29 protein-coding genes and 2 pseudogenes are annotated in these 19900 nt (G+C 41.1%); all 31 read right to left on the bottom strand.

Annotation, left to right across the window (positions count from 1 at the left end; genetic code table 11):
- Positions 1–19 precede the first annotated feature (19 nt).
- The 31 genes and pseudogenes from AC3ITG_RS08445 to AC3ITG_RS08295 all read right to left on the bottom strand — a co-directional run bounded on the left by AC3ITG_RS08445 (position 20) and on the right by AC3ITG_RS08295 (position 19898).
- On the bottom strand, positions 20–871 hold the full coding sequence (locus AC3ITG_RS08445) for a GNAT family N-acetyltransferase (protein WP_489253449.1): 852 nt from the start codon (positions 869–871) through the stop codon (positions 20–22).
- Positions 871–1434 (bottom strand): annotated as a pseudogene (locus AC3ITG_RS08440) (inositol monophosphatase family protein); the annotation flags it as partial. The gene AC3ITG_RS08445 and the pseudogene AC3ITG_RS08440, both read right to left, overlap by 1 nt.
- Positions 1435–1525: 91 nt before the next feature.
- Positions 1526–1981: a GNAT family N-acetyltransferase gene (locus AC3ITG_RS08435; RefSeq protein WP_090954312.1), complete on the bottom strand. Its 456-nt coding sequence runs from the start codon at positions 1979–1981 to the stop codon at positions 1526–1528.
- An 18-nt stretch (positions 1982–1999) separates the two neighbouring features.
- Entirely contained in the window at positions 2000–2434 is a 435-nt protein-coding gene (locus tag AC3ITG_RS08430; RefSeq protein ID WP_090808490.1) for a cytidine deaminase, read from the bottom strand.
- Positions 2397–3191, bottom strand: coding sequence for an aminoglycoside adenylyltransferase domain-containing protein (locus AC3ITG_RS08425; protein ID WP_489253448.1), 795 nt, complete (start codon positions 3189–3191; stop codon positions 2397–2399). The genes AC3ITG_RS08430 and AC3ITG_RS08425 overlap by 38 nt, the downstream gene beginning before the upstream one ends.
- A 26-nt stretch (positions 3192–3217) precedes the next feature.
- Positions 3218–4110, bottom strand: a pseudogene (locus AC3ITG_RS08420) (PhzF family phenazine biosynthesis protein).
- Positions 4111–4128: 18 nt separating this feature from the next.
- Positions 4129–4767, bottom strand: coding sequence for a Type 1 glutamine amidotransferase-like domain-containing protein (locus AC3ITG_RS08415; protein ID WP_175383868.1), 639 nt, complete (start codon positions 4765–4767; stop codon positions 4129–4131).
- Positions 4742–5323 carry a GNAT family N-acetyltransferase gene (locus AC3ITG_RS08410; RefSeq protein WP_489253447.1) on the bottom strand — a complete coding sequence of 194 codons (582 nt, stop codon included), beginning with the start codon at positions 5321–5323 and terminating at the stop codon, positions 4742–4744. The genes AC3ITG_RS08415 and AC3ITG_RS08410 overlap by 26 nt, the downstream gene beginning before the upstream one ends.
- 45 nt (positions 5324–5368) lie before the next feature.
- Positions 5369–5746 carry a MerR family transcriptional regulator gene (locus AC3ITG_RS08405; RefSeq protein ID WP_072734132.1) on the bottom strand — a complete coding sequence of 126 codons (378 nt, stop codon included), beginning with the start codon at positions 5744–5746 and terminating at the stop codon, positions 5369–5371.
- Positions 5743–6255, bottom strand: coding sequence for a nucleoside deaminase (locus AC3ITG_RS08400; protein ID WP_076290029.1), 513 nt, complete (start codon positions 6253–6255; stop codon positions 5743–5745). Before AC3ITG_RS08400 ends, AC3ITG_RS08405 begins: the two co-directional genes overlap by 4 nt.
- A gap of 37 nt (positions 6256–6292) precedes the next feature.
- Positions 6293–6859: a histidine phosphatase family protein gene (locus AC3ITG_RS08395; RefSeq protein WP_489253446.1), complete on the bottom strand. Its 567-nt coding sequence runs from the start codon at positions 6857–6859 to the stop codon at positions 6293–6295.
- A 60-nt stretch (positions 6860–6919) separates the two neighbouring features.
- Positions 6920–7105 (bottom strand): hypothetical protein, encoded by a 186-nt coding sequence (locus tag AC3ITG_RS08390; protein ID WP_376032409.1) that lies wholly within the window; start codon positions 7103–7105, stop codon positions 6920–6922.
- Positions 7106–7171: 66 nt separating this feature from the next.
- On the bottom strand, positions 7172–8020 hold the full coding sequence (locus AC3ITG_RS08385; RefSeq protein WP_489253445.1) for an adenylyl-sulfate kinase: 849 nt from the start codon (positions 8018–8020) through the stop codon (positions 7172–7174).
- A gap of 38 nt (positions 8021–8058) precedes the next feature.
- Positions 8059–8586, bottom strand: a complete 528-nt coding sequence (locus tag AC3ITG_RS08380) for a hypothetical protein (RefSeq protein WP_489253444.1) — start codon at positions 8584–8586, stop codon at positions 8059–8061.
- A complete protein-coding gene (locus AC3ITG_RS08375; protein WP_489253443.1) occupies positions 8583–9260 on the bottom strand; it encodes an HAD family hydrolase in 678 nt (225 codons plus the stop codon). The genes AC3ITG_RS08380 and AC3ITG_RS08375 overlap by 4 nt, the downstream gene beginning before the upstream one ends.
- Positions 9261–9495: 235 nt before the next feature.
- Entirely contained in the window at positions 9496–9855 is a 360-nt protein-coding gene (locus AC3ITG_RS08370) for a hypothetical protein (RefSeq protein WP_489253442.1), read from the bottom strand.
- Between the two features lie 55 nt (positions 9856–9910).
- On the bottom strand, positions 9911–10267 hold the full coding sequence (locus tag AC3ITG_RS08365; protein WP_489253441.1) for an immunity protein Imm33 domain-containing protein: 357 nt from the start codon (positions 10265–10267) through the stop codon (positions 9911–9913).
- Positions 10268–10299: 32 nt separating this feature from the next.
- Entirely contained in the window at positions 10300–10701 is a 402-nt protein-coding gene (locus tag AC3ITG_RS08360) for a hypothetical protein (protein ID WP_489253440.1), read from the bottom strand.
- 15 nt (positions 10702–10716) lie between these two features.
- Positions 10717–11127: a hypothetical protein gene (locus AC3ITG_RS08355; RefSeq protein WP_064639689.1), complete on the bottom strand. Its 411-nt coding sequence runs from the start codon at positions 11125–11127 to the stop codon at positions 10717–10719.
- The gene (locus tag AC3ITG_RS08350; protein WP_489253439.1) at positions 11124–11570 is read right to left on the bottom strand and encodes a LytTR family DNA-binding domain-containing protein; all 447 of its coding nucleotides are present in this window, start codon (positions 11568–11570) and stop codon (positions 11124–11126) included. Before AC3ITG_RS08350 ends, AC3ITG_RS08355 begins: the two co-directional genes overlap by 4 nt.
- A 187-nt stretch (positions 11571–11757) precedes the next feature.
- The gene (locus tag AC3ITG_RS08345; RefSeq protein WP_310852375.1) at positions 11758–12267 is read right to left on the bottom strand and encodes a hypothetical protein; all 510 of its coding nucleotides are present in this window, start codon (positions 12265–12267) and stop codon (positions 11758–11760) included.
- A gap of 56 nt (positions 12268–12323) precedes the next feature.
- A complete protein-coding gene (locus tag AC3ITG_RS08340) occupies positions 12324–12827 on the bottom strand; it encodes a DUF4188 domain-containing protein (protein ID WP_489253438.1) in 504 nt (167 codons plus the stop codon).
- A 457-nt stretch (positions 12828–13284) separates the two neighbouring features.
- Positions 13285–13791: a hypothetical protein gene (locus tag AC3ITG_RS08335; protein ID WP_326065230.1), complete on the bottom strand. Its 507-nt coding sequence runs from the start codon at positions 13789–13791 to the stop codon at positions 13285–13287.
- 100 nt (positions 13792–13891) lie between these two features.
- Positions 13892–14923: a hypothetical protein gene (locus AC3ITG_RS08330; RefSeq protein WP_326065229.1), complete on the bottom strand. Its 1032-nt coding sequence runs from the start codon at positions 14921–14923 to the stop codon at positions 13892–13894.
- 545 nt (positions 14924–15468) lie between these two features.
- Positions 15469–15981, bottom strand: a complete 513-nt coding sequence (locus AC3ITG_RS08325) for a GNAT family N-acetyltransferase (RefSeq protein WP_489253437.1) — start codon at positions 15979–15981, stop codon at positions 15469–15471.
- Between the two features lie 205 nt (positions 15982–16186).
- Positions 16187–16675, bottom strand: a complete 489-nt coding sequence (locus AC3ITG_RS08320; protein ID WP_489253436.1) for a cysteine hydrolase family protein — start codon at positions 16673–16675, stop codon at positions 16187–16189.
- Complete coding sequence (locus AC3ITG_RS08315) at positions 16672–17157, bottom strand: DinB family protein (protein WP_489253435.1); 486 nt, start codon at positions 17155–17157, stop codon at positions 16672–16674. Before AC3ITG_RS08315 ends, AC3ITG_RS08320 begins: the two co-directional genes overlap by 4 nt.
- Positions 17158–17191: 34 nt before the next feature.
- Positions 17192–17905 carry an AAA family ATPase gene (locus AC3ITG_RS08310; RefSeq protein WP_063564078.1) on the bottom strand — a complete coding sequence of 238 codons (714 nt, stop codon included), beginning with the start codon at positions 17903–17905 and terminating at the stop codon, positions 17192–17194.
- A gap of 40 nt (positions 17906–17945) precedes the next feature.
- Positions 17946–18272: an Mpo1-like protein gene (locus tag AC3ITG_RS08305; protein ID WP_489253434.1), complete on the bottom strand. Its 327-nt coding sequence runs from the start codon at positions 18270–18272 to the stop codon at positions 17946–17948.
- A 20-nt stretch (positions 18273–18292) separates the two neighbouring features.
- Positions 18293–18721 (bottom strand): VOC family protein, encoded by a 429-nt coding sequence (locus AC3ITG_RS08300; RefSeq protein ID WP_489253433.1) that lies wholly within the window; start codon positions 18719–18721, stop codon positions 18293–18295.
- A gap of 163 nt (positions 18722–18884) precedes the next feature.
- Positions 18885–19898: a GtrA family protein gene (locus AC3ITG_RS08295; RefSeq protein WP_489253432.1), complete on the bottom strand. Its 1014-nt coding sequence runs from the start codon at positions 19896–19898 to the stop codon at positions 18885–18887.
- Between the last annotated feature and the right edge of the window lie 2 nt (positions 19899–19900).

Below are 19900 nucleotides of genomic sequence, written 5' to 3'. Positions count from 1 at the left end.
CATTTTTTTCCAAACCCCATCAAGAGAGATTGTACCAGTAAACTCTGTAATCAAAGTTCAGAGACATACCCACACCCTCTGCCAAACGGATTGAACCTTCATTATCTGGGGAACAATCCCAATACGGATGAATACCTTTAATCCTGCATTCTTCTACAAATGCTCGCGCTACCCTTTCACCGTAATTTCTTCTCTTGTATGCTTCGATAGTTTCAATATCAATTGCATGCCACTGATCTGATATAAACGCCGAAAAGCAAACACTCGCGATATCCTCGCCTTGTACTGCAATGTATCCAAAGCCATGTTCCAAGAACTCATCCATGTTATCCCAAAAGCGTGAGACTTTGTCCTTCAGAAAAGATAGATTGTTGAACTTCCCAGCTTTCAGTAATGCCTCGTCTAATTTGAGAAGCCTGACAACCTCATTCTGAGAAGCATACCCTTCATGAATACCCTGATGACTTAGATGTTCAGTCATACCTTGGTCTGAATCCAATGTGAATACATGCTGAATATCGCTATGGAGCTCTTTATTCGCGGCCATATGATGAAGTACATCTTCCCAGCTTTCATCCGCCACACCTACCTCAACTGTGTGGATATTTAATCTTAATAACTCAGGTTCTATGTGTTCTTTCATGAATTCTTCCAATTCGTTCAGGAAGGGTTCACTTCGAGCGTCTCCGATCAACTGAAAACCGTTTTGTCCCGTCACCCAAATTAACGCTGCTGTGATATTCGCTGCATCATCAACGTAGATTCGGCCAGGATTCAACCCAGATACCACGGCCTTCACCTCAATATTTCTGTATAAGTCCGTGAAGTGCCTCAACTTATAGAATTCATGCTTATTAAGCTCGCTAATCATCAGTTCATTCCCTCCCGAACGACACTCAGGAAATACTCACGATGATCCGGATGACAGGCAATCAAATATGGCTCTGAATTCATGCCTTCAAAGGGAATCCCTTCAAAATCCATAACAATGGCACCTGCTTCTTTCGCCATTAATATGCCTGAATACAAATCGTCTCCTTCCGAATTGTAGAGCACAATGCCGTCAATATCCCCCTTAGCTAACATGCACCACTGTAAGGTTGGAGCCCATAATCGCATCATTCGTTTGAAACGAACATCCAGATGTTGACGTAGCCGTACAGCCTTCTCCTCATTTTGCACCTGATGTCCCTGAATCCATCCAATGGTCCCTTTATGAATATGCTCTTTCTTTTGGACTTTCATGGGGTTCTGATTACAACTTGCCCCATTCCCACGTGATGCCACAAACAAACGATCCACCAGAGGTTCGTAAATAACTCCGAGGACGGGTTCTAAACGATACATTAATGTAATGGAAACGGAAAATATCGGTAGGCCAATGGCAAAGTTGTTTGTTCCGTCCAACGGATCAATCATCCACAGCCAGCCACTCGGGCTAAACGAATGGTTTGTTCGATGACAATCACTCCGTTCGGTTACTGGATCCGTATTTCCCTTTTTCTTTTGTTATTAAAGCTTTCCTTTATATGCATATTTCATAGATCCGAGTCTCTTCATCATCTAGCAAATATCCTTTACCGATATACGCCCAGTTATTTTTTTCATAATAGTCCGTCAAATCCGTACATAAATACAGCTTATCGTAGCCCTTCGTCTTCACCTCATTAATCGCATGATTCTGTAGTTGCCCACCAAGGTTCTTGCCTCGGTATTCTGGATCAACATGAAGGCACGCAAACCACGGGAACAGATCCTGGCGGCTATTCAAATCACTCCTTAACAGAGCATATCCTCCAACAATCCTGTCCCCATCCAACAGTACATAAAATCGGGGTACATCACTCTCGGTTTCCACGGAACGCTCAATGCAATCCCGGTAAAAATGATAACTTGATTCCGAGCCCCACTGCTTCCAAAAGTATTGTACAGCTGTCTGCAGCATGTCCGGCTTTTGCCGAATATCAACTATCTCAAACATCACAGTCTACCTTCCTTATTATGTTCTTGTATATTTTTGTGGTAATAGCTGCCCAATCGTTGTTTTAGAATAACCCTCTTCTCCCTGCAAGATGACCTGTGTGTCCTTCCCATAATCACTAATCAGTTCTCTGCAAATACCGCAAGGAGATACCACATCTAACTGGATTTCCGCTCCGTTCGGTGCATCATTAGGATCAACTTCGGGATGTCTTACGGCCACGATCGTTTCGAATTCATGTTCCCCTTCCGAAATGGCTTTACCTATAGCAATCGCTTCCGCGCATACTGAGACACGACCGATATAGGCTTCCAGATGTACCGCCGTAAATATTTTTCCAGATCGAGTTCGTACTGCTGCCCCAACGTGATGCTTGCCCTCCTGATACAAACGCAAAATTACGTTCTTTGCTGCTTCAATCAGTTCCAGATCCTCTGTCGTTATAATCATCATGATGTCTCCTTTTTATTTCATCCAACATGTACTTCGCATAATCCAGAAGTAAATCATCACTTAGATTCACGCTTTCCAGCTCTCCGTTATATTTTGCTATACATTGTGAGATGACTTCTTTGTACTTCGGTAAAATATGAATGAGTGCCCACTCGCCTGCTTCTCGCTTGGAGTATATAACCGACTCTTTCACATACAATAGAACCCGTGATAGGTTCAGAACATAGTAGACAGGATTCTCCGTTATTTCTTCCATAGCTGAACCAACGTCAGATGTAATAGAGGCCAACATATATTCACGTTTTACGGGCTGGAATAACTCCTTAATCGGTTTGCCGACAAGCACAATTCCACGGTCAACAATAACGGCCAGGTGTGCTACCAGATCCGGATCTTCGTATCCACCGCAAAGATATTGATCATCAGTTCTATACTTTTCCCGGTGATACCCCGAGTAATGAAACTCAAATGGAGTCGGAAATGTCAGTTTAGCAACCGTAGACTCCAAAACAATACTAAGTTCAAACCCTGTGACAATATGCATTTCATCTTCGGTCTGCATCAATCTCTTCGCAATCCTTCGATAGGTATCAGCAGACAGCTGCTCCCGGCATACCACCAGTATATCGATATCGCTTTGATTGGGATGGAAGCACCCCATAGCCATGGACCCGTGCAAATAAATTCCTACCAAAGAGTCCGAACATTCTTCTTGTAACAAATGAGAAACTGTATGTAGTATCGCCTGTTCATCCACCTAAACCCTCTCCTTCATTTACGTTGTTACGTATCCAACTCCACTTTCATTTCTTCCACAAAAACAGCCGTGCCTCGTATTCTGACATCCATGTCCTGTCCATTTCTGACCACACTGACATGAACTTTCCCATCTCTGCCAATCTCATGCCCTTGCTCCACAACAAAATGAGTCTGATCCATTCCAGAATTCATATACTCCAAATAATAGGCACCCATCACACCGGAAGCTGTTCCCGTAACCGGATCCTCCGTAGTTCCCGAAAAGGGCGAGGAAAAATGTCTGGCATGCATTAGCGCATCTGAATCGCGGGTTTCCAAAGCAAATGGATGCAGAGAAGCTTTCGGATTTTCATCTAATATCTCAGGAAATAGAGAAGAATCCGGTTTCATTTGTTGGAAAGAAGTCAGTTTGCGAATCGGTATCAACAAAGTCCAGGTGCCTGTACTTCCATAAACTATAGGTGTGGATAGATCAATATCATCCGTGGTTAGATTAATGGATTTTGCCAGCTTCTCTATGTCACCTTGAATGGCATGAAACGGGGTTGATCCTGCTTCATCTCAATGTTGACCGTATCGCCATCCTGCTGGAACTGAATCGGCAATATGCCTACATTAGTCTCAATAGTGATCGACTGTTTATCCTCCAGTAGCCCTCTAGTCTTTAACCCATACATGGATGCCATTGTTGCATGGCCACACAGATTAATCTCATGACCCGGTGTGAAATACCGTAATCTAACGTCTGCAACTACTGAACTCATCACGAAGACCGTTTCATTAAAGCCGACTTTATGCGCAATCTGCTGCATCGCTTCTTCACTGAGGGAATCGGCATGAAAGACGACTCCAGCCGGATTTCCTTTACCAGGAACCATGGAAAAAGCATCATAATGATATACAGTGATTTCACTCATTGTAGTCCCACCTTATTTTCAGTTTATACGATGTGCATCGCCATATGACTCTACCACTTCACCATCGATAATAATCCCGCTACCATCTTTGCAAGCATAGATTGTTGTAGAATTGGCACGCGCGTAATCTCGTAATGATTCCAGAGCTTCTTCCGTTCCATCCCAATGTGGTGAAAATTCAAAATCAACGAGCGCCAGAGCCTGCTTGTCCATTAATCCAACATGGTTCTCGTCTGCATCTTTACCATATCCGGCCATTTCAATCGTTGGTGTAGTTAGAATACTACCCGCGCTAACTCCAATCAGAATGCCGCCCTTGTTCACATAGGAACGCAACAATCCCATTGCATTTCTCTTCTGCAATAAACTTAGAAAATAAAATGTATTCCCTCCAGATAAATGAATCGCATCGGTTTCAAAAATCGTATTGAATCTGTTTCCCTCGTATTCTAGGTCTAGATCATAATAATCAATTGATTTGATTCCCAGTTGATTATAGTAACGTCTCGTATGCTCGAAATATTTCCGTCCCGGGTCGGAACACGAAGGTACATAACCAATGGAAGGCTGGTCAGAGTTGAACAAGCTCAATATCCTCTGATTTAGTTGGTGGTTAGATTCGAAATATAAATCACTTAACAAAACCAACTTGGTCATCTGAATTCCTCCCTCTTTGTTCACTAAACTCTTTTTCTAAAATGGAGAAGAAATATTGATCCGTCCATTGATTGTTCCACCAAAGTTCTTCCTTGAACACAGCTTCCCGTGTCATACCTACATTCTGCATCAGCGCAGCCGATCGGACATTCTGAGCATTGCACATACCTATCACTTTATGGGCGTGTAACCCGTTGAATGCAAATTCTAATAAAAGATTCGTAGCCTCACTTCCGTAGCCCTTCCCTACATAATTCGGAAGCAGCGCGAATCCGAGTTCCCAGCTTTTTCTATGACCTACATAGCTCCACATTTGGATAAGGCCAATTGGTTCACCTTCTGGATCTTCCAAACGACGAATAATGAAATCATAGGCATACGGCTTTTCCTCCACAGTAAAAAAATGACTACGATATTTATCGCGAACTTTCTCCGTATCCGTTTCAACGGTCTCCTCAAAACTCCATATACTCGCATCACATTCAATTTTGCTTATAAAGTCGAGGTCATGTTCTGTGACAGGTGTTATTCTTATCTTCTGTCCTGCGAACTCCATTTCAAATTATCTCCTTTGTTTGTTTAGGCCGTCGTTCCCCTAGGACTATTGCATCTGCCCATTAATATATCTTCTATGACTTGAAGATGCGTCCTGAGCCCACAATTCCAACTCGATTCTACTAACCAAAAATTGATCTTGAACCTTGATGAAAGGAAACATTTTTCCTTCAAAGAAACCCGATGCCGAGAAACTTCCTTGTTCGGCCTTAATAATGTCCATCACCTGTTCTTTAGTCATACTCAGATACTCCGCCGTTTCTTGGATCGTCATTAATGTTTTATTATTGTTCGGCACATCCTGTTCCACTGCCTGAGTCGATTCACTAGCTCTCCCCTGATTTGATAGCAACAGGCAGCCAACTATGAACGATATTCCCAAAATGACACTGGCTAGTAAAATGGAGATCGGAATGGATTTCATTGTTTGGGAGTCTCCCACTCTGTATTAAGCATACCTCTACCAATATTCCATTGGGCAAGCAATGCTCGCTGTCTATTTTCCAAATCAAGATATGGTGCTGCAATACAGGAAAGTGTGTCGAACAGATGGATAAAATGAGGGCCCTCCTTAAAACGTCTAAGCCCGCCATACCCTTCATCATCCGCAGCCCATACGATCTTTTTGATCCCCGACATTAATATGGTGCATGAACACATGGGACAAGGTTCACATGTGGTGTAGAGAGTCAGGTCATTCTTCGTGTAGCGCTTCTTACTTACATCCAGCAAATGTTGCCCTGCCTGACGAATAGCATCGACTTCAGCATGTGCGGTGGGATCACATTCGGAGAAGACTCGGTTTCTTCCTTTACTAACGACATCCCCATCCGCATCCACAATTATCGCACCAATCGGATATGTTCCTTCTATTAGCGCCTGATCTGCTTCTTCCAGAGCCAAAACTAAATATTCATAGTCCGATAATCTCACGAAAAATCCCCCTTAGTTTAGATATTGATCTTTTATATTAGAGATCTCTAATCGTGTAATGCCCAGCTTCGCCTAGAAAGTCACTTCGGGTTAACCCCTGCTCTCCAAGAAAAGCTCTATAACTTGTTATCGTACCATCATGTGAAATGATAAAAGTACTCCCGCCCTGCTTTCTGCACCATTGAATTAGCTGTCCAGCATAAACCTCAAATAGATGTTCTTCCATTCGATTAATCCCATCCAACCAGCAGTCAAGTTCAAAATCAAGAATTTGCAACCCTGTATACTGAGTATTTAATTCGTCTTTCGAATAGATTTGATCACAGCGCAGAACAGAGAACTCCGGATTTTGAGGGAACATTCTCGGGCCAACGAGTGGACAGACCGTCAGTTTAGCTCTTGATGTTAAGAGGGATGCCGTTTCTATTGTTCGTTTCGTAGGACTCACCAACACTATGTCTTCTGGTAAGATTTTAATCTGATTTCGTAATTCAGTGGCCTGCCTCTTTCCTTGTTCAGTAAGTCCCGGATGCAACTGGTTTAGCTGATAAGGATAATGAAGCAAATGTTCAGCGTGACCATGACGAATAAATGTGAGATCCACATGCCCCTCCTATTTCTGAACGTAATGCTTAAGGCTCCCATAATTTTAACTGCTTCCAGGTTACTTTGCCGACCAGCCCGAAGATAATCCCTCCACAAATCCATTAACAAACGATGGAATAAAAAGTACAATCAACAAAATTAAACTCCCTATACCCCATCTAATCCATGTTTTGCGTTTGCTCCTTACACCTATGATGAACAATAGAACGGTAATGACGATTAGTGTTGCCTCCAGAAATAACATGAAAATAAACCTCCATTATGTATTGTATTACCGCACGAAGAAATCTCGTACTTGTACTTTAGTATCTCAAAGTGAAATTTTCAGAATCTTCTCCAGTTCCTCCTGGCAAGCAGCGCGGCTATATTCTGAATTGTCCAGCCAGTGCTTGTCCATCTTCAATAACTGATAAATCTCGGTCTCCAACTCTTTTCTTGCCTGAAGAACTTTCACCGTGCCTTCAACACCATGATATCCTTTCGCGAGTCCCCATCCTTGATTTGTGTAATATTGTACGAATCCAGCTGACCATTCCTTGGGTCTTTCCTGGATCGCCTTGTTAAAGGTATGTGCAAGATCCTCCTGATGAATATAGATTAGGAGCGGATTCAATGGTTGAACGATGCGCTCCAATTCCAGAACATATTGCACGTTTTCTTCTCTGGATTGATTGGTTTTCACCATACCTATGGTCAGTGGGTTTTGAATGAAACAACATTCGAATATGGTGATGGAATCATCATCCGCACTTATCACGCTTTCGGTAAAACTCCGCCATTTTTCGGTGATCAGCTTCACATTTTGTTCAAAAGGCAGTTCATAAATATCTTTGTTAAATATCTCCTGCACCACATAATCAGGGAAATCCACTCCGGATTCCTCTTTCATTTTGCGATACGGAATCAGGAAACCATCCTGATAGGCTGTAGCTTTACTCTCCAATATATGTTTACACGCCACGTGAGCATCCACCAAAGACCTGAACTCTTCCGCAGAATAAAAGGCAACACCATCATAATCAGCAGGGTGATCCAGATTCCCCTCCTGGATGAGTCGCACCTTTTTGCCCTGCTCAATCAGAATCTCGGATACCATCTTGGCAATCGTCGACTTTCCTGAACCCGGTAATCCCTCAATAAGTATCAATTGTTTTGTCATGATTTCATCACCCTTAACTTCATTCCATTCAGTTGTTGTTAATCGATGTCTGCAAAAATCCATTTCGCAGCATCGCCATCCGCTTTCTTTTTCCAAAACACCATGCTAGAGCTGACCTCTTCCTCGTTCTCTCTTAATTCAGTAACCATCACAAGTGCTTCATAAAGCTTCTTTTGCTCTCGAATGTTGATATCACTCATAGAGATGACCTTGCGAACTTTAAAACCTGAGAATCCTGAAGCTGGCACGCCTGAGACTGGCGACTGTGGATCAAAAAGGCTCATATAGCCCTTTTCATCCTCTTCCCATAAATAACGCATGCGGGAATTCATCAGTTTGACGATTTCCAGTTCATCACCTGTATACTTCGTTTCATCAAGGTAAACAGGAGGAATGCCTCTGTCTTCTTTGGGTGTTTCTGCTTCATCGTCCTTCTGCTTGATTGCTTCATCAGTAACGCTTTCCGTCACTGGAATCGTTGGTTTCTGTACAGCTTCATGGTTTGTTTTATCCTGACAGGCGATTAAGAATAGAAATAATAATGACAACGCAATTAACTTTTTCATATCCAAGCCTCCAACATATGCACAACTTCGCCAAGATCTTTGCACTCATAATCCGGTGTAATCTGTTGCGGTTTGGATTTACTTTTCCGATTCAACCATACAGCCTTAATTCCCGCATTTTGTGCTCCTTGTACATCACTGACCAGAGAATCCCCTATATGGATCACTTTATCTCGCTGCAAACCATACCTATTGATCGCTTCATCAAACATCTCTGACCTTGGCTTATAAGAACGAACATCCTCGCTGGTAATCACTCCGGCCACTTCAATGTTATGTGCCTTCATTGCGGCTTTCACGTCATCCGTATCGATATTGGAAAGGATATATACCGGAACTTCAAGAGAATGAAGAAAGGGAATTGAATCAGCAAATATACCAGGGTTACGCCAATGTGCCAACTGTTCCTGATTAAGCGACTCAGCTTGTAGATCCGATTTGAAATGGAGAAGCGTTTCTGCCAGAGATTGCACATTCAGCATTCTTTGCGTGGTAAACTGGCTGCCGTGGCTTGCATAAAACAATGTTGAAAAAGCCTTCCACCAGTAAGCACCGATCTCATCCGTTGTACATTCCACCTGCGCTGTCGCTTGAACTTGTTTATAAATTACGGGTAGAATATCATCATCTTCATGAACAACTGTCCCATAGAAATCAAGGAAAATAGCTTTCATTCTATTCCTCCTACTGGAATAATCTCAATCCCCGAAAAACTTCCTATGTATGTTAAATTTTCTCTGTAGGTACATCATAACCCATAATGTGGAATTTGCGAATGAACCAAATAACGTAATCCTCCCCCTCCTTACGGATTTTGCTCAACACAAAAACCACGATGCTCTGCATGTTTTCATCATACAAAGAAGCGTGGTATGTATAACCCCTTTCCAACATCTGAACAGCAACCAACTATCTTTTAAAAAACATGTTCATTACACCAGTGGCTTTAATGTTGATCTCATTACCCTCAACATCCATAAAAGTCTCATTATACGTAGTAAAGATTCCCACATGCTGTATATGCCCGCTTCTGAAATTAAGATTTTTTTCCTGGCCGTTCGTGATCTGTGTATACGTCGTTCCTTCATTAACATCGTAGGAGACATGTATACCATGCTCGCTTTCCATCCATTTATAGAAATCGGTTCTGGATGGATTGGTAAAAGCCAGAATCACAATTATGATAACTATAACACTAATAGCTATGGTTAATTTACTTATCCCATTTGCTCTATAATTAGCTGCTTTGTTATCATGCGTACTTGCCATTGTATGACTCCTTTCAAAGTTCCATTTAACTCATTGGTTGCTTTGCTTGCTCTGACTATGATCTGTTAAGCAACTGCTCGTCAAACCATACATCCTCATAATCTTCTGCAATCACAAACCGCCATCCCGGCGCAAGTCCGAGGTACTTCTTGATTTTGGGGTCCCAGTCATCGATGTGTATGACATGTAAAGGTACGAAAAAATCATCTGCCTCCGAGTATTCTTCCGCCCAAATATACCATCCGGTTGTATCTCCCTCGGGCTGAATACGCATTCCATGGATCGGTTCCAACTTCTCTTTGACGTTCCAGGCGATTCCGATCTTATGGTGTAGTTCGCTCGGTACATAGTCGGCATTATATTTCTGACACATCTGCATCTGTTCCTGGATGGAATCAGCATTTGTCATCATTAATCACCTCACTTCTCACATGTTGGATATGACTAAGGTTGTTCATAATATTGTTTATAGTAAGAGACCCATTCCTCCTTGGAAAAATCAACAAAGTCATATGGCTCACACTTTCTAAGATAGTTCAACTGTTCTCTCACTTGATCCCCATCCTTCTGTTCCAGATAGGTCACTGTCTTCTCATAACCGGCACCACACAGAAGCTGCACATCAATATAACTGCTCGTATCCTGATTCTTGCGTTTTGCCTTCCAGATCAGCACAGTGTCCTCTGCATTTCCGATGCAGAACACCATAATACATAAGGTTTTGAGATACTCATGATCTACTGCTTCTTGATTCTCAATCTCTTGCTGCAACAACTCTCTGATTTGCTGCCTATGTTTGGTATCTGGATCTAAACCATACAACTCCAAAACCTTTTCTTCGTTCATTTCAGTACCCCTTGCTTACTTCAGAATATTATTTAATTCTTCCGCTTTTTTCCTGCTATCTATTCTAGCATAGAAATAGAAACCAATAATGTGCAGTACGATGGATAGGACCCACATTCCAGGGAACCAGGGAGCAATCAATAGGAACATGTCTGTAGAAAATAACCATACGATCGCCATTCCTCCTGCAATATTAAATGTGGAAGAAATGACGATATTCCACACCGGTTTCATCGTAAAGTAGTTCCAAAGTGCATTGTACATTACGCCAAACAGTATAGCGGCAATAGCTGAAATCCCGGCAATATTCCATAGGTAACCCATTTCAAAGGACTGACTTTTAGAGAATAGTGTCAATAACAAGGTGACCCACAACGAAGTTACTGTAAAAACCTGAAAAAATGAATGCTTCAACTGACTAATCATGATAATTTCCCCCTAAAGTTTTTAATATAGAATCGGCTAACAAAGTAACTGGAACCATCGTTCAGATCAACCTGGATCCTGGCATGGTCTGTTGATGAAAATTCGCTAATACAACGTGTGTTGATAATCGTTTGATTGTTGATTTTCACAAAATGGGATGATCCCAAATCCTGTTCCACAAACTTCAGACGTTTGTTGAGCAAATACCTTTCGCCTGTGATGACACGTACACAGCACAACCGATCCTCTGATTCAATCGCGACCACCGAACTCAACTCGATTTGCACATTGCGATTGTTCTTGGCATTGATGACAACAAGTTTTGTTTCCGATTGGCAGATCGCTTCTTGGATACTGTCCCAATGGGACTTCTCATCAGGACGGGTTATGACCTTGGCCATGCTTTTTTCCATTAACAGTTCCTCTTCAAAAATGACTTTCATTTGCTGTTCCTCCTCTCACAACTCATATTACAAGCAAAGCCACGACAAACCCACAGTATTGCGTTTTGTTGCATGAAATTGCAGGTTTGTTACATCGGTACTGATTTTTCAGCGTATAGACACGATAAAAAGGACTACTCATTCAAGAGTAGCCCTCCGTGTCTCTCTTTCAGACTGTCATCTGGAATCAGGTTACCGAACTGTTCTCCAGATACATCTCCTGATTTTGCCGAATTATTTCATTCATGTGTAAAATAGCTTCCTGAGCAGCGGCTCGATATTTAGCGTATAGTTCTTCCGTTCTTTGCAGCAGGATTGGGTCTTTCTCCAAATCCGCAGGCAGGACCTCACGCCACGTATCTCCAACTTTATTTTTATCTGTAATCAAACGCTCGATGTCATCCAGCAGAGTTACCATTTCATTTTGGTTAAAATAGCGCATCCCATTCTTAATTCCATTCCAGCTCTTCATGTCAATAATGTTATACGCCGAAAACCAATAAAACTCTGCCAAGCTCTTCGTATGGTTATGATAGGAATAGAACAAAAATATCGCTTGTTGTCCTTCATGTAATCGCCGATATACCTCTACTTTTGCTGCAACATCTTTACCCCGAACGGAGATCAACATCGGTTGGACGCACAGCCAGCTAAGCTGCTCAGAGCCTAAATCTTCTGGTTTGACATTAACTTTCAATAACATGCTCCTCTCTACTTGCGATAATTGTACATTCGAACTTCACTAGTCATATGTTAAGGATTCTTTGGTGTTTCTACTGCGGGATCACTCTCTCCACCCATTCTACGTCTGGACGTTTCTTTCCTGCCTGTCGCTGGAACATGGTTAGACACTTTAGCCAATCCGAATTTGGGCATATTCGCATAGATGGTCTCATATGAACCGGATTGAGCTTTGTACGTTTCATGATAAATCCCCACGCTTCCATCCGATCCAATGGATTGGTTAAATCGTTTCCAAGCATCCAAGTGTAGGCCACCGCGTGCGTATTTCTCCAATTCATCATAAGATCTCCAATATTGCAGCAGAGTCACTCCACGCCAGCTCATAAAAAATTCCGTCCCCAGAAACCCGGTATCTGGGTTCATGTACAGTTCTTTAATCATCGGGCCCATGGATTTAAAAACAGGTAACCACTTATGTATGGCCCACAAGCGATTAACTCTCATTCCAATAATAAAAACAAAAAACTCGCCTTCGATCTCAGCCGAATATCTTCCCTTGTGTATGTTCGCCACATTAGTCCTCCTTTTTTAAAATTGATCTAACTAGCTAATATTAAAAGTTTCACTGGGCGTCACACCCTCTTTAATCACATGATCAGAGCACTATTCGGTTTGTCCACATTAACTCCATCTTTACCACTCCAATCTGACTCTTCGATCTTGGAATGATCATAATTCTACCGATACCTGACACTTTAAAGAAAACAATTTCATCCATGATATAGGAATGAAAAGTTATTACAAAAGCAATCTGAATTTCCGATTATTTATCTCTTAACTTAATACTATATTCACGCTAACGTTATACTTTTTTAATGAATAAAGGACTTGTATTTTGGGGAAAAGTAGAAGATGCGACACTATACAATTTGTACAATGTCGCACCTTTTCTGTATATAATCATAAAATAATATTGTGCATACAACCATCCATAATTAAGATTATATTATTTCTGATACTTATTACGTTCTTATTCAAAATTTATAAATCCAGATCCATATTTATCTCTCATTTTTTTCAGATTATTTAATCCTTCTTCATATGACTCTCCCGTAACAATATAGATAGCCTCTTTTTGATTCGCTTCGGTATTTACACCTAAAATTCCAATATCTCTGAAATTATTATCAAACCAAATAATACCAAGTACTGTAGCGTTTTGAGTGTTATTATAGATCAAATTCCCCATATTAATTCCATTCATTCTTTTGAGTACCTCAGTGTCAATTGTATCGTATTTTTCTGTTATTTCTATGCCGTTTATTATAATGGAACCCTTAAAAACATGCTGCCTAAATAACGGCCTGTTAAATGTTCCTGCTATATGGATAGAGGTGTTTTTAAGTGATTCGGGATTATTATCATTAAAAGAAACTGCAGGACGAATGATATCGATTTTTTTAGGGAATTGGTAAAATAATAGAATCATAATGATTAATACAATTGGAATAATAGAGAATTTCATTATTCTTTTCATGTATTGATGTCTCCTTACCTTCTAAAAATAAATAAGATTTGTGTAATTTAACAATACACAAATCTTATTTCTAAGCGATAGACAAATTAAAACAATATATTTATGGCATTACAACAGGTGATGCAGGAGTAGCAACAGGTATTAATCCAATGTTTTTGCCCCCAACTCCTATTATTGCGGCGTAGGTCACATAAGCGTTTCTAGCCGCAGAGGGATTTAAATATGCTGCAACCCCCATAGATCCATTTCTATGTGCTACGGTGTTATAATAGTTAAATGTATTAGACCCCACTACGTTTTTAACACTTTTTGTAGCGCCACTAACTTTGTAATTAAATGTTGGAATTACCCAAGTAGTTTCTCCAGCAACTGCGGAGGACATAAACGTCAATTCTTGGTTGTTGTCTGACTCACCCTGTTTCTTCACATACATGAAATCAATATTTTGATACCAAGATACCGTGTAGTTTGTAGTAATATCAGGAATTATTGTAGTTCTTCCAAAGTTTGCATCATTAACAAAACTTTTAAGAGCATCATAAATGGTTATTGTCACATCAATTGGTTTCCCTAATTCCGTAGCCCCTTCTTTAATAAGTGAAGTCACTAAATTTACGGAAGCTGCTTGAAGATTTATAGAACTTTGGATGACTTTAGCTTGTGTGCCCTTAAGAATAGAGGCATTACTATTAGATTCTGCGGTCAAATGTTGAACTTCATAAGTAACACCATTTTTTACCCAAGAATTTCGAATGCTTGACCATGTGTATTTCCCATTTGCAGGTATGATTACTTGAGGTGAAAAACCATTGTAAGATTTTTTAGCAATTTCCATTTTTTCTTCTACTTGTGAAGGAGATAAGAATTCGACTCCTAAAGATTCCAGTTCTTTACCCAATCTATCGTACTCCTCAAGGTAACCTTCTTTTTTCTGTGCTAATACAAGACCCCGCTTTTCATATATTTTATTTATTTGCTCATCGATGCTAGAAGATTGAAGGGGTTGGATACCAGAAGAAGTCATCTCATCGGAATTAGCACTAACAACACCTGAAAAGCTCATCAGCATTAGACAAATAAGTGTACTTAACACCATTCCTTTTTTTACCTTAGCCCACAATTTGTGAAGCATTAGCTCAACTCCTATAAATATATTTATCATACAATTTCTATAAGTTTCCATAAATAAAATATGACACTATGAATAATACATAATATTACAAAAAAAAATCAACAAATTATAGAAAATATAAAAAATAATAGATATTACCCATCAATAAAAGTTTATGATGAGCATTTTTTCTGCTTGTTTTATTCTTTTTTTAATAGCTTTACTATTATATCGATATTTAGAATCTTTTTTCTGTTATCAATTAAACGAGTATTGTTTCTTCGCTTATATTCATGTACCTAGGATTTATTAGTCGTTAGCATCAAAAAAATACTCCATATTAGTAACTTTAAATTCTTTTTCAATATAGACAACAGAATCTATCCACTGTTAGAAACATCCCATGTTGATTGTTCATATTTGTTCATATTTGATCCTTTTGATTCAATTATTAATGAATATCCATTATATCCGCATGAACATCGAATCCCCGCTCTTTGTCTAGCGATCAGCAACTTTCAGTATTTTTGTCTTCTTTCTATTTGAAAGATTGCATTTGCTAAAATTTACTTTCTTGCATGTATTAACGTCTGTGACAGAATCCGGTGGCTGCCAGCGATGTTTTCAATTTCAATACTATACTCAGACTCTAAATATTCAATGTGATGATGTTCATAGTATTTTTTCCAGAATGAAACAGCTGATCGGTTATTAGCCAGTTGCTCCACTTTGAATCTGCCCTGAAATTGTGCAAACACCAGTTCAACCGCTTGAGCCGCCAATCCTTGCCCACGATACTTCTTGACCAGAAACAGTTCTTGAACTGTAAAGTCGACATCATCATCTACATATGGAGGAGAGCAAACCAGCACAAATCCTATTACCTTTCCTTCAAATAGAATAAAAAACGGATGTAATTCAGCCCGTTCCAGATAGAGATAGGTATTCGTTGGATCGAATTTCCCCTCTTTTAGCAAATCCTCACCCGAGAATTCGGAAAGATCATACAGATAAAGGTTATACAAGTTTAAAAATAATTCTTTCTGACTTTTATCGATTCTGGTGATCTGTACATTCATGTCATTACACCTCACTTTATTAATGAACCACACTTTTCTATCTTTAGTTGCATATCACGCCCCTACTTACCACTTAAATGTATCGCTTCAACTCCAGTAAATATAGGTAAAGTTTAATTTAAACGATGAAGAATCCTTCCCATCATAAAAGGTTATGTTTAACCAAAAACGGACACGACATCGTCGCGTCCATGAGTAATCTCACTTATTTGATTAGATAATTAACTACAGGATAAGAAATCACGTTCCGGTCTCTATAGGTTGAGATCACTGCTTCGGAATGCGTACTTAGAATCCCATTTTGCAACATGACCGGTCTAAATCCTCGCTCCATCGCGCCATTATAGGTAAACAGAACACATTCCTCGGCGGCAAATCCCGATATGATCAACAGCTCAACACCGTGACTCTTCAGAATCTGCTCCAAGTCTGTCTGCCAGAATGCATTGGAGCTCTCCTTCGTCACCGTCAGATCCTTCTCATTCACATCAACCTCAGAAATAATACGATACGCCTCAGAATTTGAATTCTCCAGCCCTTCCACGTCTTGTACATGAACTACCACATGGCCGCTCGAACGAAGCACGTCTGCAACATGATTGATATATTCACAAGCGCGGTCTATTGCTTTTTGATCTAACTTATCCCGTACAATACTCTCTTGCATATCCACGATCAGAAAACCTATTTTCATATCATCTCTCCTCTTACTTTCTTTCTCAGCATCATGATCTGTCCAATATGATACGCATTATGAATACACAGATTGGAAATGACATTCCACCATGCAGCATTGAAGTACGATGGGATGGTCATCCCTAGTTTTACTTCATCACTTTCCTCTATAGCCTGTATCCAGCGACTAAATGTTGCACCAATCTGTGCAATGCTTTTCTGCCAATCTTCTTCACTTACCTGGGATGGGTTAATAATGAACGTCTCATCATTATTTATGCTATTGTCCATAACCACTTCACCCTTAATGAACCGATCCAACCAAGTTTCATTCCAGAAAGTCAGATGATTCACCAACCTCCAGATCGACTGTCCCTCATCATTCAGCCATAAAGCCTGCGCAGCGGTTACATCACGTAACATCTCATCCAGCGGCACAAACCAGCTCTTGTCATGATGACAGGCAGCGAGTTGGTCCAACAGCACCAATTTGATACTCATGTTCGGCTCCTGTCTCCTTTCAAAATAAAAACAATTAGTCCTTGAACAACTCATTCAGCATCCGGTTGCGATTTTCCAGGAAACTGCGGGTGATCTGATAATGTTCTGTATCTTCATACTCTACGTCCTGAATACCACCATCGTCAAAACTCAAAATGCGTGCACCCGGATAACCCAATAGAATCGGCGAATGCGTCGCGATAATGAATTGGGAAGTGCCTGATAGATCATGAAGAATGCGCAATAAGGAGAGTTGACGGGCTGGCGATAAGGCGGCTTCGGGCTCATCGAGCAGATAAATGCCTTTGGAATTGAATCGGTTCACGAACAGATTGAGAAAAGACTCCCCGTGGGATTGTTCATGCAACGAACGCCCACCATAATACTTGAGCGACTCCGGCCCCAATTCATCTACATGCGATGCAAATTGATAAAAGGACTCCGAGCGCATGAAGAAACCATTCGTGATTTTGGGCAACCAGGATAGACGCAAATAGTCACCTAATGATGATTCAGCAGCATCAATCTCAAATGCATTATTTTTCCCGCCCCCTGCTGTGTTAAATCCACATTGATGAGCGATACCTTCGAGCAGTGTGGACTTACCCGATCCATTTTCACCAACAAAGAAAGTAATGTTATTGTTGAATTCCAATCGCTCCAGAGACTGTATGGACGGTATGTGAAACGGATATTGATCCGGATTCTCGACTTTAGCAGACAGTAACTCCACACTTCGAAGATACATAGACACACTCCTATTTTATAAAGTTCGACTCCTGCTGGTTTCAGTCCTGTTTATTGATCCACGGATGGATGATTTCTTTGCGGGTGATGATCTCAATGGTCCTGATAAAAAACCAGGTGAACCCGGTATAAAAACCGATATGCGGAAATCGGAATGCCGCCGGTTTGTTGCCTTCGAAATAGAAGTGCCCAATCCAGGACAGGGCGTAATGGATAAGTGCCAGAACCAGCATGACTTTAAAATTAATAAACAAGAAAATCCAAGCCGCAAACGCCGATAAAAATGCGAAATAATGCAAGATGAGGTTGTTCCGATCCTGATGTTCCTGAAGATAATAACGCAAATCTTTGCGAACACGATTCAACATCCGGTCACACTCATTTCACCCTAAAATGTGATCATGGCTCCCTTTTCATCGAATACGGCAGTTGGATTCCAAGTGACTTCCCAGCAGTTATTCTCCGGGTCCAGAAAATAGGCGATTCTTCCGCCCCAGGCAGCGTCGTATGGCTCTTTGATTACATTCCCTCCGGCTGCACGAATTTTTTCAATAGTATCATCAACATCTTCCGCTTTATCCACATTGATTGCCAGCAACGTTCCCTTCAACCCATCAGATGCACTGAATTTCATACCCGTATCTTTCTCAAGCTCCTGAATGGGATATAACGATAACAATACACCAGTCGTTTCAAAGACACTGTACTGATCTGAACTGATTGCTGTCTCACTCCAGCCAAGCTTCTGATAGAACGAACGCAATTCAGGCAAATGCATCGCACCAATGGTGACCAGACTCACTCGCTGTGGAACCATTTTTTATTCCTCCCATGTACTGATAACGGTATGAATTCATCCATATAAGCTTCCAGTTCATTACATAAAAATGGCTACCTCCATCGTACCCCATAACGCGGTAAACATGAAACGGTTTTGAATGAAAAAAAAGAGAGCAAGCGGTATGCTTACTCTCTCTGTGTTAATATACAAATCTGCGCTGCGCCCAATAGCTGAACACAAAGATCGATACCTCTGTTAACAGCTTGGCTGCAATCAGCGGGATAATCAATTTTTCATTGTAGAAGTACAACAATCCGTAATTTAATAGCAGCACCAAGATGACCAGTGAGAAGTATTTCGGTAAAGACTGACGGACTCTGGACGTTTTCCCTGCTGAAAATACATACTTCCGATTGATCGTATAGTTGAAGATGGAGCTGCAAAGTCTCGCTGCAACGACCGATAGGAACAAATTATGCGTGAAGTACTGGATCACGAACAGTAAGCCAAAATCGATCAAGGCCGATAACACCGAAGACGTACTGAACATCAGAATCGGCATATAAATACGGAATGAATCTACCAATGGGCGAAAATGAGAGGATTTGTTATGATCCAGATAGACCGTATCAATAAACTCCTCCGTGATCTCATACCCTTCTTTATGTGCTGTTAGCAGCATGTTCATTTCGTATTCAAATCGTTCCCCCGGTATCTGGCACAGCCAGTCCAGCATCGAGTACGGAAAACCTCGCAGGCCTGTCTGTGTATCGTATACTTTCGTACCTGTCGTGAGAGAAAAGACGCCTCGTGTGACCGTGTTGCCGAAACGGCTGCGCGCTGGAATGGTTCCACTGAAACGACGACTTCCCAGAACCATGCCCGGGGTCGTTTGCTCCAATAGTACATCAAAGATGCGTTTGATATCATGCGGCAGATGCTGTCCGTCACTGTCTGCGCACACAATACCGCCCTGTGGGCCATGTTCCTTAATATGTTGGAATCCTGTCTTGAGCGCACGTCCCTTGCCCAGATTAACAGTATGTGTCAGGACTGTACACCCATAGGCTTCTGCCGTCTCGAAAATCCCCCTGTAACCCGAACCGCTGCCATCATCTACAATGACAATGGGTCCTAACTGAAACGTCTGCAACTGTAACACGAGATTCAATAAACGAACATCCGGTTCGTATGATGGAATTAATATGGTCATGA

This window comes from Paenibacillus sp. GL_099_B, from assembly GCF_057835695.1.
This window is presented reverse-complemented; position numbering and strand designations above follow the sequence as displayed.